This window comes from Streptomyces goshikiensis (assembly GCF_014650555.1).
In the GTDB taxonomy this organism is placed as follows: domain Bacteria; phylum Actinomycetota; class Actinomycetes; order Streptomycetales; family Streptomycetaceae; genus Streptomyces; species Streptomyces goshikiensis.
Genome location: NZ_BMVE01000006.1, coordinates 401,766 through 415,341, shown reverse-complemented (window position 1 = coordinate 415,341; position 13,576 = coordinate 401,766). Strand labels below are relative to the sequence as shown.

Annotated in this window: 11 protein-coding genes; 4 read left to right on the top strand and 7 right to left on the bottom strand. The window is 73.3% G+C overall.

From position 1 onward, the window contains the following. Nucleotides 1-3 precede the first annotated feature (3 nt). The 4 genes from recO to leuA form a co-directional block, all read right to left on the bottom strand. Nucleotides 4-750, bottom strand: a complete 747-nt coding sequence (gene recO / locus IE248_RS20560) for a DNA repair protein RecO (RefSeq protein WP_190031340.1) — start codon at nt 748-750, stop codon at nt 4-6. Nucleotides 751-825: 75 nt separating this feature from the next. Continuing rightward, on the bottom strand, nt 826-2,331 hold the full coding sequence (locus IE248_RS20555; RefSeq protein WP_229895420.1) for a nucleobase:cation symporter-2 family protein: 1,506 nt from the start codon (nt 2,329-2,331) through the stop codon (nt 826-828). A gap of 623 nt (nt 2,332-2,954) precedes the next feature. Further along, the gene (locus tag IE248_RS20550; RefSeq protein WP_190031339.1) at nt 2,955-3,656 is read right to left on the bottom strand and encodes a TerB family tellurite resistance protein; all 702 of its coding nucleotides are present in this window, start codon (nt 3,654-3,656) and stop codon (nt 2,955-2,957) included. 225 nt (nt 3,657-3,881) lie between these two features. Then, nucleotides 3,882-5,654 carry a 2-isopropylmalate synthase gene (leuA, locus tag IE248_RS20545; protein ID WP_190031338.1) on the bottom strand — a complete coding sequence of 591 codons (1,773 nt, stop codon included), beginning with the start codon at nt 5,652-5,654 and terminating at the stop codon, nt 3,882-3,884. A 339-nt stretch (nt 5,655-5,993) separates the two neighbouring features. On the opposite strand from leuA, the gene IE248_RS20540 reads away from it, so the two are divergent. The 4 genes from IE248_RS20540 to IE248_RS20525 all read left to right on the top strand — a co-directional run bounded on the left by IE248_RS20540 (nt 5,994) and on the right by IE248_RS20525 (nt 9,088). Further along, on the top strand, nt 5,994-7,070 hold the full coding sequence (locus IE248_RS20540; RefSeq protein WP_190031337.1) for a M4 family metallopeptidase: 1,077 nt from the start codon (nt 5,994-5,996) through the stop codon (nt 7,068-7,070). A gap of 21 nt (nt 7,071-7,091) precedes the next feature. Continuing rightward, complete coding sequence (locus IE248_RS20535) at nt 7,092-7,361, top strand: protealysin inhibitor emfourin (protein ID WP_073799477.1); 270 nt, start codon at nt 7,092-7,094, stop codon at nt 7,359-7,361. Between the two features lie 95 nt (nt 7,362-7,456). Continuing rightward, entirely contained in the window at nt 7,457-8,266 is an 810-nt protein-coding gene (locus tag IE248_RS20530) for a GNAT family N-acetyltransferase (RefSeq protein ID WP_190031336.1), read from the top strand. A 102-nt stretch (nt 8,267-8,368) separates the two neighbouring features. Next, nucleotides 8,369-9,088, top strand: coding sequence for an SAM-dependent methyltransferase (locus IE248_RS20525; RefSeq protein WP_190031335.1), 720 nt, complete (start codon nt 8,369-8,371; stop codon nt 9,086-9,088). 45 nt (nt 9,089-9,133) lie between these two features. Here the strand turns inward: IE248_RS20525 and era are convergent, their stop codons facing one another. The 3 genes from era to IE248_RS20510 form a co-directional block, all read right to left on the bottom strand. Continuing rightward, the gene (era, locus tag IE248_RS37445) at nt 9,134-10,084 is read right to left on the bottom strand and encodes a GTPase Era (protein WP_037791844.1); all 951 of its coding nucleotides are present in this window, start codon (nt 10,082-10,084) and stop codon (nt 9,134-9,136) included. Nucleotides 10,085-11,064: 980 nt separating this feature from the next. Continuing rightward, nucleotides 11,065-12,414, bottom strand: a complete 1,350-nt coding sequence (locus IE248_RS20515) for a WxL domain-containing protein (RefSeq protein WP_229895419.1) — start codon at nt 12,412-12,414, stop codon at nt 11,065-11,067. Between the two features lie 98 nt (nt 12,415-12,512). Next, the gene (locus IE248_RS20510; RefSeq protein ID WP_190031333.1) at nt 12,513-13,568 is read right to left on the bottom strand and encodes a GlxA family transcriptional regulator; all 1,056 of its coding nucleotides are present in this window, start codon (nt 13,566-13,568) and stop codon (nt 12,513-12,515) included. Nucleotides 13,569-13,576: the final 8 nt, after the last annotated feature.

Sequence of the window (13,576 nt, the reverse complement as noted above, 5' to 3'; positions counted from 1 at the left end):
CTCCTATTTCTCGACGTATCGCAGGGAGCGTAGCCCGCGCTCCAGATGCCAGTGCAAATAGGCCGAGACCAGCCCGCTGCCCTCCCGCACGTGACGCGCCTCGCAGGCGTCCGCGTGGCCCCAGTCGCCCGTCAGCAGGGCGCTGAGGAGGGCGATGGCCTCCGACGAGGGTACGACGCTGCCGGGGACGCGGCAGTCGCCGCATATGACCCCGCCCGCGGCGACCGAGAAGTGCCGGTTGGGGCCGTGGATCCCGCATTTCGCGCAGTCGTCGAAGCTGGGCGCGTAGCCGTTGACGGCGAGCGAGCGCAGCAGGAAGGCGTCCAGGATCAGGTGCGGTTCGTGTTCGCCCCGCGAGAGGGTGCGCAGCGCGCCGACGAGCAGCAGGTACTGCTGTACGGCGGGCTCGCCCTCGTTCTCGGTGAACCGCTCGGCGGTCTCCAGCATCGCGGTGCCGGCGGTGTAGCGGGCGTAGTCGGTGACGATGCCGTTGCCGTACGGGGCGATGATCTGGGTCTGGTTGCAGAGCGGGAGGCTGCGGCCGATCAGTTCGCTGCCCCGGGCGAAGAACTGCACGTCGGCGTGGGAGAAAGGTTCCAGCCCGGCGCCGAACTTGGACTTCGTACGCCGGACGCCGCGGGCGACGGCCCGCACCCGGCCGTGTCCCCGGGTGAGGAGCGTGATGATGCGGTCCGCCTCACCCAGCTTCTGGGTGCGCAGCACGATGCCGTCGTCGCGGAACAGACTCATGGGCCCATTGTCGCCTGTGCGGGCGCGGTGACGGCCCTCCGGTCCGGACCGGAGGGCCGTCACCGCCGGGGAGGGTCAGGGAGTCGCCGGCGCTCCGTCGGCGGCCTTCGCGGCCCCGCTCTTCTCGGCCCCGCTCTTCTCCGGGTCGGCCGGGGCCGGGTCGGCCGGGGCTTCCGCCTGGGCGGGGACGGCGGCCACCGCTGCCTCCGCGACGGCGTGCGGGTCGTCCTCGCCGAGGCCGTTGAAGATCAGGTTCAGCACGATCGCGGCCGTGGCGCCGAGGGTCACACCGCTGTTGAGCAGCGAGGACAGGTCGGGGTCCAGGTGCTCCTTGAAGAACACCGGGACGGTGGCCGGGAGCAGGGCGAAGGCCAGCGAGACGCCCACGACCAGGGCGTTCTTCTCCTCCTTCAGGTCCACCTTGGCCAGGGTCTGGATGCCGGCCAGGGCGACCATGCCGAACATCACGGTCGCGGCGCCGCCGAGGACCCCGTGCGGGACGGCGGCGACGATCGCGGCGGCCTTGGGGAGCAGGCCGAGGACGATCATGAAGACGCCCGCGGCGACCACCACGAACCGGCTCTTGACCTTGGTCATCCGGACCAGGCCGACGTTCTCGGCGAAGGCCACGTACGGGAAGGAGTTCAGGACGCCGCCGAGTGCGGTCGCGGCGCCGTCGGCGCGCAGGGCGCGGGCCACGGTCTCGCTGTCGACCTCCTTGCCGACGATGTCGCCTACGGCGTAGGTGTCGCCGGTCGTCTCGACCATCGTGATCAGCATGACGATGAGCATCAGCAGGATCGGGAACCACTCGAACTTCGGGGCTCCGTAGTGGAACGGAGTGGTGACGCCGACCCAGTCCGCGTTGCCCACGCCGCCGAACTTGGCGTCACCGAGCAGGAACGCGACGGCGGTGCCGCCGACCAGGCCCAGCAGGATCGCGATGCTGGAGAGGAAGGGCCGGCCCGTCTTCATCAGGACGAGGATGAAGAGCATGGTGCCGCCCGCGTACGCGAAGTTCTTCGGATCGCCGAAGTCGGGGCTGCCGAGGCCGCCCGCCGCGTCGTTGAGCGCGACGGGTATCAGCACGATGCCGAGCACCGTGATCACCGTGCCGGTGACGACCGGCGGGAAGATCCGCATGATGGTCCGGAAGGCCCTGGCGGGCAGCCAGGCGAAGGCGAAGGTCGCGATGCCGGCGGTGATGACGGCGCCGTAGATGACGAGCAGGCCCGCCGTCCCGCCGCCGGCCCCGAGGCCGATGGCGATCATCGGGGACACCGCGGTGAAGGTGACGCCCTGGATCAGCGGCAGCCGGGCGCCGATCCGGCCGATGCCCCAGGCCTGCAGGATCGAGGCGATGCCGCAGGTGAACAGGTCGGCGTTGATCAGGTAGACCAGCTGCTCGGTGCTGAGGCCGAGGGCGCCGCCCACGATGATCGGGACGATCACCGCGCCGGCGTAGAAGGCGAGTACGTGCTGGAAGCCGTACAGCGCGAGCTTGGGGAGGGGGAGCACCTCGTCGACCGGGTGCGTGCTCTGCTCTCCACTGGCGGAAAGCCGGGCGGCGACACGTGCCATCTCTGCCTTGCCCTTCAAGAGGTAGGTAATCGAGAGGAATCTGGTTGTCCCTGGACGGAGTGGGCCGCTGTCCCGTTGGTCCGCCGGGGTTGTCAGTGCGTTCACGTGAATCGAAGCCCCGGAATGTTTCCGCCGGTGTCTCGTCGTGTGACCGGAATTGAACGCCTGTGGGCGTGCTCACAGATATCGTCGACTTCTACAAACTGTTGACGTCAGACGATGTCCGCGTTGGAGGTTTCCCCCATGGCGGCCGAGCCGCCGGGGAGCGTATGGGGGCGCGCGCGGGACACGGCCGCGCCGCTGCCCCCGTACCTGCCCGGCGCCCACCGCCCGGCCTGCGCGAACGCGGTTCGCCGGGGCTCGGCGCGGCCCGTCGGGGCGGCCGCTTCAGGGCGTCCGGGGGGTGGATCGCCGCAGCCGGGAGCGACCCCCTCCGACCCCGGCGCGAAGGGCGGGGCAGGCCGGTTTCAGGCCCCGCGAGGCCGGATCGTTACCCGGCCCGGACGGCATGCCGGTATACGGCCGCGGGAGGGCGGCCACCGGGCGGCCGGGCGGGGCCGCACCGGTTCATCGCCGCACCGGCAGGCCCGGCGCCCGCCGAACGACGGACCGGCGGCCCTCGGCTACGCCCCGGTGGCCCGTACGGCGGAGAGCAGGCGGGCCACCTCGTCCGGGGTCATCCGCAGCGCCGCGCCCACCGTGGCGAGCACCTCGCGCTCGGCCGGGATGTACGGGCCGTCCGCGAGGGCGATCCGGGCGCCCTGGAGCAGGATCGCCTCCCGGCCGGGCCCGGCCAGGTGCGGGGCCAGCGGTTCCAGGGCCTCGTGGAGCTCTATCGACAGCGCGGCCCCGCAGCACTCCGGGCCGTCGTACAGGCCGAGCCGGCCCTCGTCGGTGGCCAGCGCCTCCACGAGGGACTCCAGCTGCTCCTCCGTACAGTCCTGGAAGCCCGCCGACCGTACGGCCGACACGGCGGCCTCCAGCGCGCTGCGCGAGGCCGTCCCGCCCGCCGCCAGGACGGCCAGCGCCACGGTGTGCGCGGCGTCGCGCAGCAGCGCCGAGAACCGGTGGGTGGTGAGGTGGTCCAGGACCTCGGTGTCGAAGCGCTCCCGGCAGGCCTGGCATTCGACGACGGGTCCGGCCTGCCCGCGCGGCAGCAGCGGAACGCCGAGGACGGTGAACCGGCGCCGCCCGGTGCGCCGGCGGTAGTTGCGGTCACCGCCGCAGTCGGGGCAGAAGAACTCCCCGTCATCCACGGTGCTCCAGGTGGTACGGACGCCCCAGACCGTCAGCTTCCGGCCGTCCCCACCCCGAACTGGCAGCACGTCGCACCTCCGTCACCTGCCGGCAACATCGCCGGATTGGCGTGATGTTAGCCACATCGGTGAGGATCCGTCAGCCGTGTGACAAGACAACCTGCGCCACCTGGGGGACTTGGCCGAACTGCGCCCCCGCCCGCCTCCGCCTTCCCGGCGCCCTTTCCCGGCCGAACGGCGCGGCCCCGCCCCTCCGGGCGGAGGGGCGGGGCCGGGGCACTACGGGGTGACGGGTCAGCGGCCCGCGCGGTTGACGGCGGAGATGACCGCCTTCAGGGAGGCACGGGTGGTGTTGGCGTCGATGCCGATGCCCCACAGCACGCGGCCGTCGATCACGCACTCGATGTACGAGGCGGCCACGGCGGAGGCGCCCTCGCTCATGGTGTGCTCGGTGTAGTCCAGCAGGCGGGCGTCGATGCCGATGCCCGCCAGCGCGTCGAAGAAGGCCGAGATCGGACCGTTGCCGGTGCCGTTCAGGACCGCGTCGACGCCGTCCACGACCGCCTCGACGGTCAGCGTGTCCGTACCGTCCTTGTCGGTGGCCGTGGAACCGGAGCGCAGCTGGATGCGGCCCCACTGGGCCGCCGCGTCCTCGGGGTTGGGCAGGTACTCGTCGCGGAAGACGTCCCAGATCGCCTTCGGCGTGACCTCGCCGCCCTCGGTGTCGGTCTTGGCCTGGATGATCCGCGAGAACTCGATCTGCATGCGGCGCGGCAGGTCCAGCTTGTGGTCGTTCTTCAGGACGTACGCGATGCCGCCCTTGCCGGACTGCGAGTTGACCCGGATGACGGCCTCGTAGGAGCGGCCGACGTCCTTGGGGTCGATGGGCAGGTACGGGACCGCCCACTCGATGTCGTCGACGGTCTTGCCCTGGGCGGCCGCGTCGGCCTCCATGGCGTCGAAGCCCTTCTTGATGGCGTCCTGGTGGGAGCCGGAGAAGGCGGTGTAGACCAGGTCGCCCGCGTAGGGGTGGCGCGGGTGGACCTCCATCTGGTTGCAGTACTCGCTGGTGCGACGGATCTCGTCGATCTGCGAGAAGTCGATCTGCGGGTCGATGCCCTGCGAGAACAGGTTCATGCCCAGGGTGATCAGGTCCACGTTGCCGGTGCGCTCGCCCTGCCCGAACAGGCAGCCCTCGATGCGGTCGGCGCCGGCCATCAGGGCCAGCTCGGCGGCGGCGACGGCGGTGCCGCGGTCGTTGTGGGGGTGGACGGAGATGCAGATGTGCTCGCGGCGGGTCAGGTTGCGGGCCATCCACTCGAAGCGGTCCGCGTGCGTGGACGGCGTCGAACGCTCCACGGTGGCGGGCAGGTTCAGGATGATCTCGCGGCCCTCGGAGGGCTGCCAGACGTCACAGACGGCCTCGCAGACCTCCAGGGCGAAGTCCAGCTCGGTGTCGGTGAAGATCTCCGGGCTGTACTGGTAGCCGAAGGTGGTCTCCGGGCCCAGCAGCTTCTCGGCGTACTCCATGACCAGGCGGGTGCCGTCGACGGCGATCTGCTTGATCTGCTCCTTGGAGCCGCGGAAGACCACGCGGCGGAAGGTGGGAGCGGTCGCGTTGTACAGGTGCACGGTGGCGCGCCTGGCGCCGACCAGGGACTCCACGGTCCGCTCGATCAGGTCCTCGCGGGCCTGGGTCAGTACGGAGATGGTGACGTCGTCCGGGATCGCGCCCTCTTCGATGATGGAGCGCACGAAGGCGAAGTCGGTCTCGCCGGAGGAGGGGAAGCCGACCTCGATCTCCTTGTAGCCCATGCGCACCAGCAGGTCGAACATCTCGCGCTTGCGGGCGGGGGTCATCGGGTCGATCAGCGACTGGTTGCCGTCGCGCAGGTCGGTGGAGAGCCAGCGGGGAGCCTTGGTGACGCGGGCGTCCGGCCAGGTGCGGTCGGGGATGTCCACCTGCTCGTACGAGCCGTACTTGTGGATGGGCATCCCGGAGGGCCGCTGGGCGTGGGTCGCGTTCGTGATGGGCGTGGGGCTGCCGGCGAAAGTGTGCTGACTCATGGCGTGGGGCTCCTCGCGTGTCCGAGTGTAGTTCGCTGGGACGGCCGACGGCGGTCGTAAATCCGCAACACCAGACTCCGCGGGGAGGGGGTCGGCCTACGACTACAGACCCTCGCCGCGGCAGCTAAGGAGAAGCAGCCCGAAACGCATGATGGACCGAGCCTAGCCGAGCCGCGCCGTGACGCGAGGACCTGTTCAGTATGCAAGACCACCCTGTCCGTTTTGTACCAAATGTGAGTTAAGCCTCACTCGCCCCGTCTCTACGGGCAGGTAACACAACCGAATGAATCATGGTCGCATCTAGTGACATGACGGTTACCCGGTGCCACATTGCCGGGCATGGATACCTCCCACGCGCACGCCCACCGCCACCCCGTCTTCTGCACCGTGATCCCCCCGCACCTCCTCGACAAGATCGCCCAGTCCGAGGACACCCGGCGGGCCGACGCCGCCCAGCGCACCCTCGAACAGGACTCCCTGCTGCGCACCCGGCGCCGGGTGACCACCGTCCGGGGCATCACCCCGGCCTTGGAGGCGCCCGCCGGGGACGACCCGCGGCGCACCATTTGCGACGCCGGCCACCGCACCCGGCTGCCGGGCAAGAAGGTGCGCGGCGAGGGCGACCCGGCGCACGCGGACGCCACCGTCAACCGCGCGTACGCCGGGCTCGGGGCCACGTTCGAGCTGTTCCTCAAGGGCTTCGGACGGCACTCGATCGATGACTCCGGACTGCCGCTGGACGCGACCGTGCACTACGGCGAGGACTACAACAACGCCTTCTGGGACGGCCAGCAGATGGTGTTCGGCGACGGCGACGGGGACCTGTTCCTCGATTTCACGGTGTCGGTGGACGTGATCGGCCACGAGCTCACCCACGGCGTCACCCAGTACTCGGCCAACCTCGTCTACCGGGGACAGTCGGGCGCGCTCAACGAGTCGATGTCCGACGTGTTCGGCTCCCTGATCAAGCAGTACTCCCTGGAGCAGACCGCGGACCAGGCGGACTGGCTGATCGGCGCCGGACTGCTCGGCCCCAACGTCACCGGGGTCGCGCTGCGCTCGATGAAGGCGCCCGGCACGGCGTACGACGACGACGAGCTCGGCAAGGACCCGCAGCCCGCGACGATGGACGACTACGTCGACACCTACAGCGACAACGGCGGCGTGCACATCAACTCCGGCATCCCCAACCACGCCTTCTACCTCGTGGCGACGGAGCTGGGCGGCAAGGCCTGGGAGCGCGCCGGGCAGATCTGGTACGACACCCTGACCGGCGGCGAACTGACCCCGAAGGCCACGTTCAAGGACTTCGCCCGGCTCTCGATGGCGGCGGCCGTCGCCAGGTTCGGGGAGGGCGGCGCGGAGCAGCGGGCGCTCCAGAAGGCGTGGTCGACGGTGGGCGTGCCGACCGCCTAGGGGTGGGGTAGACAAGCCCCCATGCGGATTCTGGTGGTACGTACCGGAGGTTTCACGGGCATCGAGCGCCGGGTCGAGGTGGACACCTCGGGCCGGCCCGATGAGGACGAGTGGCGGGCGCTGGCGCAGCTGGCGCTGCGGCCCGGTCCGCCCGGGGACGAGGCGAACCGGGTGCGGGACGGGTTCTCGTACCGGATCACGGTGGACGGGCGGACGGTGTCCTGCGCGGACCCGCACCTGTCGGACGCGCAGCGCTCGCTGATCTCGCGGGTCCTGAAGGAGGGCGCCTGAGAAGGTCCCCCGCGGCGTGGGCGGGCCGGCCGGCGAGGCCGCCCGCCGACGGCAAACCAGGTGCCCGCTGCGGGTCGCTTTGCTTGGATGGCCCGATGACAAAGATCTTGGAATCGCTGGAGCGTTACTACGACGCCGTACCGCGCGTGGGCGGGGCACGGGGCGAGGACTTCGGGCCGCTGACCCTGTTCGTCCAGGAGGGCGCCGGCTGGCCGTACTACGCGCGCCCCTCGCTCGGCGGGGCGGACGCCTCGGTGGCCGATGTGGAACGGGTCCTGGCCCGCCAGCGGGAGCTGGGGGTCCCGGAGGCCTTCGAATGGGTGGCCGAAACCAGCCCCGCGCTGCGGGCGGCCGTGGAAGCCGCCGGGCTGCATGTCCACGAGCACCCGCTGATGGTGCTGGATCCGGCCGCGGAACCCCTCGCGCCGCATCCTGACGTACGCCTGCTCGGCGCCGACGACCCGCTGCTCGCGGCGGCGGTGGCGGTGCCCGCCCTCGCCTTCGCGGATCCGGGGACGGCCCGGGGCGAGGCCGGTCCGGCGGAGCTGGCCGTGGCGGCGGCTGACCCGGCGGTGGAGGTCCGCCGGGCCTCGCTGGCGGCGAAGCTCACGGCGGGCACGACGGCGATGGCGGCGGCCGCGCGGGACGGGGTGGTGCTCTGCTCCGGCCTGTACAACCCGGTCGGCGAGGTCGCCGAGGTCGTCGCCGTCGGCACCCTTCCCTCGGCCCGCCGCCAGGGGCTGGCCCTCGGCGTGACGGCGGCGCTGGTCGCGGACGCCCTGGCGCGCGGGGCGGCCACGGTGTTCCTGACGGCGGGCGACGAGGACGTGGCCCGCGTCTACTCCCGCGCCGGGTTCCGGCGGGTGGCGACGGCCCTGATCGCGGAGCCGCCGGAGCGCCCCTGACCGGCGTTTGCCGAACCGGCAACAACTTTTGACCGCGCGGGACGGCGGGCGGAGCATCGGCGGCACAGCACCGCGACCGGTGCGCCTACAGGAGGGGCCTCGATGTCCGAGCAGCGCACGCACGACCACCGGCACCCGCACAGCCATGGCCATGGCCACGACCACGGCCACGGCCACGGGCCCGAGCACGCCACCCACCCGCAGGGCGGGGCGGGCGAGGAGTTCTGGGACGCCCGCTACCAGGAGACCGGCCGGATCTGGAGCGGCGAGGCCAACGCCATGCTGGTGCACGAGGTGTCCGGCCTGGCCCCGGGCCGGGCCCTGGACATCGGCTGCGGGGAGGGCGGCGACGCGGTGTGGCTGGCCCGCCTCGGGTGGACGGTGACCGGGACCGACATCTCCGGGGTGGCCCTCGGCCGGAGCGCCGAGCACGCCGCGGACGCCGGGGTCGCGGACCGCGTCACCCTGGAGCGGCACGACCTGACCGAGTCCTTCCCGGAGGGGGAGTTCGACCTGGTCTCGGCGTGCTTCCTGCACAACTACGGGGACTTCCCCCGCGACCGCGTCCTGCGCGCCGCCGCCTCGGCCGTGGCGCCGGGCGGCACGCTGCTGGTCGTCGGCCACGCGGGCTGGGCACCCTGGCAGGAGGAGCGCGAGGAGGCGTACTTCCCCACGCCGCAGGACGTCCTGGCGCAGCTGGAGCCGGTCACGGCGGGCTGGGAGGTGCTGCGGGCCGAGGAGACCGAGCGGGTCCAGAACCAGCCCGACGGCACGCCCGGGACCCGTACGGACAACGTGGTGCGGCTGCGCCGTCCCGCGTAGCGGGTGCGCCGGCCGGTCCCCCGCCGGGGGGACCGGCCGCCCGCGTCAGAAGCCCAGCTTGCGCAGCTGCTTGGGGTCGCGCTGCCAGTCCTTGGCGACCTTCACGTGCAGGTCGAGGAAGACCGGGGTGCCGAGCAGCGCCTCGATGTGCGTGCGCGACTTCATCCCGACCTCCTTCAGACGGGCGCCCTTCGGGCCGATGATGATGCCCTTCTGGCTGGGCCGCTCGATGTAGAGGTTCGCGTGGATGTCCAGCAGCGGGCGGTCCGCCGGGCGGTTCTCCCGGGGGATCATCTCCTCGACCACGACGGCGATGGAGTGCGGGAGCTCGTCGCGCACGCCCTCCAGCGCGGCCTCGCGGATCAGCTCGGCGACCATCACCATCTCGGGCTCGTCGGTGAGGTCGCCCTCCGGGTACAGCGGCGGGCTCAGCGGCAGCAGCGGCGCGATCAGGTCGGCCAGCAGCTGGACCTGGCTGTCGCCGACCGCCGAGACGGGGACGATCTCGGCCCACTCGAAGCCCAGCTCGGCGGCGAGCTGGTGGACGGCGAGGAGCTGCTCGGCCAGCTGCTTGGACTCGACCAGGTCCGTCTTCGTGATGATGGCGATCTTGGGGGTCTTCTTGATCCCCGCGAGCTCCTTGGCGATGAACTTGTCACCGGGGCCGAGCTTCTGGTCGGCCGGCAGGCAGAAGCCGATGACGTCGACCTCGGCCCAGGTGGTCCGGACGACGTCGTTCAGGCGCTCGCCGAGCAGCGTGCGCGGCTTGTGCAGACCCGGTGTGTCGACCAGCACGAGCTGGGCGTCGGGGCGGTGCACGATGCCGCGGACGGTGTGGCGGGTGGTCTGGGGCCGGTTGGAGGTGATCGCGACCTTGGTACCCACGAGTGCGTTGGTCAGGGTCGACTTCCCCGCGTTGGGGCGGCCGACGAAGCATGCGAAGCCCGCGCGGTGCGGGGCGGTGGGCTCGGGGGAACGATCGCTCATACGGGCCATTCTCCCCGATGCGGCTACCAGCGCCGACCAGGCCACGGCCAGGAGGGCCGCAGGAGCCGCGAGCGCCGTCGCCAGACCCGGCCGCGCGGCATGCCCGACGGAAGCCTTGGCGGCCGCTCCGGGGGCGCTGACCTGCACCGTCACCTCGGCCCACTCGGCGGCGGGCGGGTCGGCCCAGGGCGCGGAGAGCCGGACCCGCTGACCGGGCAGCAGCTCCGCGGGCAGCCCGGTGAGCTCCCGGTGGAGCAGCCGGCGGCCGAAGGCGCCGGATGCGGTGAGGGTGGCGCGTGGCCGCAGGGTCACGTTGCCGAGGTTGTGGAGCGTGTACGAGACCTCCGCGCCGGCGGCGCCGCGCCGCGGGGTGACCGCGAGGTCCCGGACGGCGAGGGCGGGGGCGGTGGGCCCGGTGACCCGGAGGTAGAGGCGGGCGGCGACGGCCCGCCGGACTCCGATGCCGGGGCCCGTCCCGCCCGGGGCGTCCTCCACGGCCACGATGGCGCCGGGGTGGTCCCCCGGCTCGGCCCGGTCGGGGACGGTGACCGTGAAGGCGACCTCCGCCGACGCCCCGGCCGCCACGGTGACCCGCTCCCGGGCGAGCTCCGCCCAGGCGGCGGTGGCGCGGCGCGGCTCGTCGGGGCCGCGGAGCGCGAAGCCGCCGTCGCGGGGGGTGTTGTACGCGTCGGCGGCGTAGAGCCGGAAACTGCGGGGGCGGTCGGTCCGGTTGGTGACGGTGACCGTGTCCGCGACGGTCGCGCCGGGGGCGGCGGCGAGGTAGAAGTACGGCCGCCGGGTCACGGCGTTGGCGGCGGGCCGCACGGCCCACTCCCCGTTGTCGTCCCCGCGGGCCGTACCGCCGGCCGGCAGCACCCCGAGCACGACCAGGGCGAGCACCGCCCCGCGCAGCAGCGCCCGGACGCGCGCGAGCGCCGGGCGGGCCGGGGCGCGCCGGCCGCGCGGCGGCAGGTCCGCGCGGGGCCGGGTCACGAGAGGGTCAGGGTCAGCACCGCCCGGTAGGCGCCCGGCGGGGTGTACGGGGGCACCCGGAGGGTGACGGTCGCGTCCACCGTGAAGGTCCCGCCGGCCCGCTCGGCGTCGGGCGCCGACGCCAGCACCGCCCCCTCGGGCCCCACCACGCCCGCGCTGCCCGCCGCGCACCGGCTCGGGCTCCCCTGCGCCGCCGTGCACCGCGGCGTCCAGCTCAGCGACGCTCCCGGGATCCGCACCCCGCCCGGGCCGGTGAAGTCGGTGACCTTGCCGGTCAGCGACCACCCCGCCGGGCCGCCCCGCGCGTCCGTGACCGTGACCGTCCCGATCCGGCCCGGGGCCGCGCCCCCGTCCCCGTACGGGACCGCGCCCAGCACCACCGACTCGCCCGCCTGCGTCATGGACAGCGCCCCCGGCTCCACCACCGCGGTCACCTGCCGGGTGCCCGGCGGCGGCGCCGGCGCCGCCTCGACGACCGTGTACGCGGCCGGTCCCGAGCCCGTTCCCGCCGACCAGGCCGCGCCCTCGTAGGCCACCACCCCGGTCGTCGCCTTGTCCGTCACCGGCAGCTCGGCCCGGAACTCCCCCCGTTCGTCGGCGCGGGCCGCCACGCGGTCCGGGGTCTCGGCGGCGCCCGCCCGGCCGGCGACCGTCACCGCCGCCCCGGGGACGAAGCCCGCGCCGGTGACCCGCACCCGCGCGCCCGGTTTCCCGTACGCCGCGCCGAGGGAGACGCCCCGCAGGTTGGCCGTCGGCAGCGGGCTCGCGGTGAGGCGCTGTGACACCGGGGCTCCGGTCGCCGCGCACACGGTGTCCAGGTCCAGTAGGTGGCTGGTGTGCAGCGTGTATCCGCCCGGGGCCAGGGTTATCTCCCCGGGCGCGGTGACGGTGAAGGTGCCCGTCATGGTGACCCCGGGCAGCGCCGCACCGGCCTCGACGGGGTCGTTCCGTTTGGCGCCCACGACGGTGACCTCGCCGCTCTGCGCGCCCCCGAGCAGGATCCGCCCGGCCGGGGTCAGCGTGTCGGCGGGCAGCGCGCCCGCGGCCGGGTTCAGGGCGGGGGTGGCGGCCACCTGGTACGTCACGGTGACGGTGTCCCCGACGCGCGGCGCGGGGTCGTCGGCGGTGATCCGGGCGGTCGTCGTCCCGTCGGCGGGCGGGAGTCCGGCCTCCTGCGGCGGCAGGCAGTGCGTCGGGAACTCCACCTGCCCCGGGGGCGTTTCCCCCTCGGCGGCGGCCGGTGCACCGAGCGCGCCCCCGGTCGTGGCCGCGAGGATCACCATGCCGAGGGCGCCGCGGGTCCACGCCCGTCTCCTGCTGCCCGCCCGCGTCCGCGCTGTCCGCACTGTCCGCCCCCTGGGTCCGTCCCGCCGCGACAGGGGGCCATTCACGAGCGGGCGGCGGGAGAAGTCAATGCGCGGACCCGGCATCAACTGATGGCCCATCAGGAGATGGCTGGATCCCGCTCCCCGCCGCCCTCCGCTTCGGCGTCCGCACCGGCCCCCGCGCCACCCCTCGCGCCCGATGACGCCCGGAACGTGCGCCGGTACTCCGTCGGGCTCACCCCCAGCGCCGTCTGCAGGTGCTTGCGCAGCGACTGCGCCGTCCCGAACCCCGCCTGCCGCGCCACCTGTTCCATGGGCAGGCCGGTCTCCTCCAGGAGCGAGCGGGCCCGCTCCACCCGCTGCCCGACGATCCACTCGCCGGGGCTGGCCCCGCACTCCTCGCGGAACCGGCGCGTGAAGGTCCGTACCGACATGGCCTCCTGCCGCGCCAGGTCGGCCAGCACCAGCGGCTCGTGCAGCCGGTCCAGCACCCACGCGCGGGCCGCCGCCGTACTGGCCTGCGCCGGCTCGGGTACCGGGCGCGCGATGAACTGGGCCTGCCCGCCCGGCCGGTGGGGCGGCACCACGGTCCGCCGGGCCACGTCGTTGGCGACGGCGGCGCCGTGGTCGCGGCGCACGATGTGCAGGCAGAGGTCGATGCCGGCGGCGACGCCCGCGGAGGTCAGCACGTCCCCGTCGTCGGTGTAAAGCACGTCCGCATCGACCCTCACGGCCGGGAACAGCCGCTGGAAGTGCTCGGCGGAGGCCCAGTGGGTCGTGGCCCGGCGGCCGTCCAGATACCCGGCGGCGGCGAGCACGTAACCACCCGTGCAGATGGAAACGAGCCGGGTGCCCGGGCGGATGTGCGCGAGCGCCGCCGCGAGTTCACCGGTCAGCCTGCCCTCCTCGTGCACCGGCCCCAGCTCGTACGAGGCGGGCACCACCACCGTGTCCGCGGTGGCCAGCGCCTCGGGACCGTGCTCGACCTGGATCGCGAAATCGGCCTCCGTGGCGACCGGCCCGGGGGCGAGCCCGCAGGTGACGATCGTGTAGAGCGGCCGCCCGGCGGAGTCCTTGGCGCGGCCGAAGATCCGATGCGGGATGCCGAGCTCGAAGGGCAGCAGCCCGCCGAGGGCGAGTACGACGACGCGATGTGCCCTGCGCTCCAAGTCCATGGCCCGAT

Coding starts and splice junctions, on each gene's coding strand:
- IE248_RS20510 (WP_190031333.1), bottom strand. CDS start 13,568: ATGGACTTGGAGCGCAGGGCACATCGCGTCGTCGTACTCGCCCTCGGC.
- IE248_RS20555 (WP_229895420.1), bottom strand. CDS start 2,331: ATGGCACGTGTCGCCGCCCGGCTTTCCGCCAGTGGAGAGCAGAGCACG.
- era (WP_037791844.1), bottom strand. CDS start 10,084: ATGGCCCGTATGAGCGATCGTTCCCCCGAGCCCACCGCCCCGCACCGC.
- IE248_RS20525 (WP_190031335.1), top strand. CDS start 8,369: ATGTCCGAGCAGCGCACGCACGACCACCGGCACCCGCACAGCCATGGC.
- leuA (WP_190031338.1), bottom strand. CDS start 5,654: ATGAGTCAGCACACTTTCGCCGGCAGCCCCACGCCCATCACGAACGCG.
- IE248_RS20530 (WP_190031336.1), top strand. CDS start 7,457: ATGACAAAGATCTTGGAATCGCTGGAGCGTTACTACGACGCCGTACCG.
- recO (WP_190031340.1), bottom strand. CDS start 750: ATGAGTCTGTTCCGCGACGACGGCATCGTGCTGCGCACCCAGAAGCTG.
- IE248_RS20535 (WP_073799477.1), top strand. CDS start 7,092: ATGCGGATTCTGGTGGTACGTACCGGAGGTTTCACGGGCATCGAGCGC.
- IE248_RS20540 (WP_190031337.1), top strand. CDS start 5,994: ATGGATACCTCCCACGCGCACGCCCACCGCCACCCCGTCTTCTGCACC.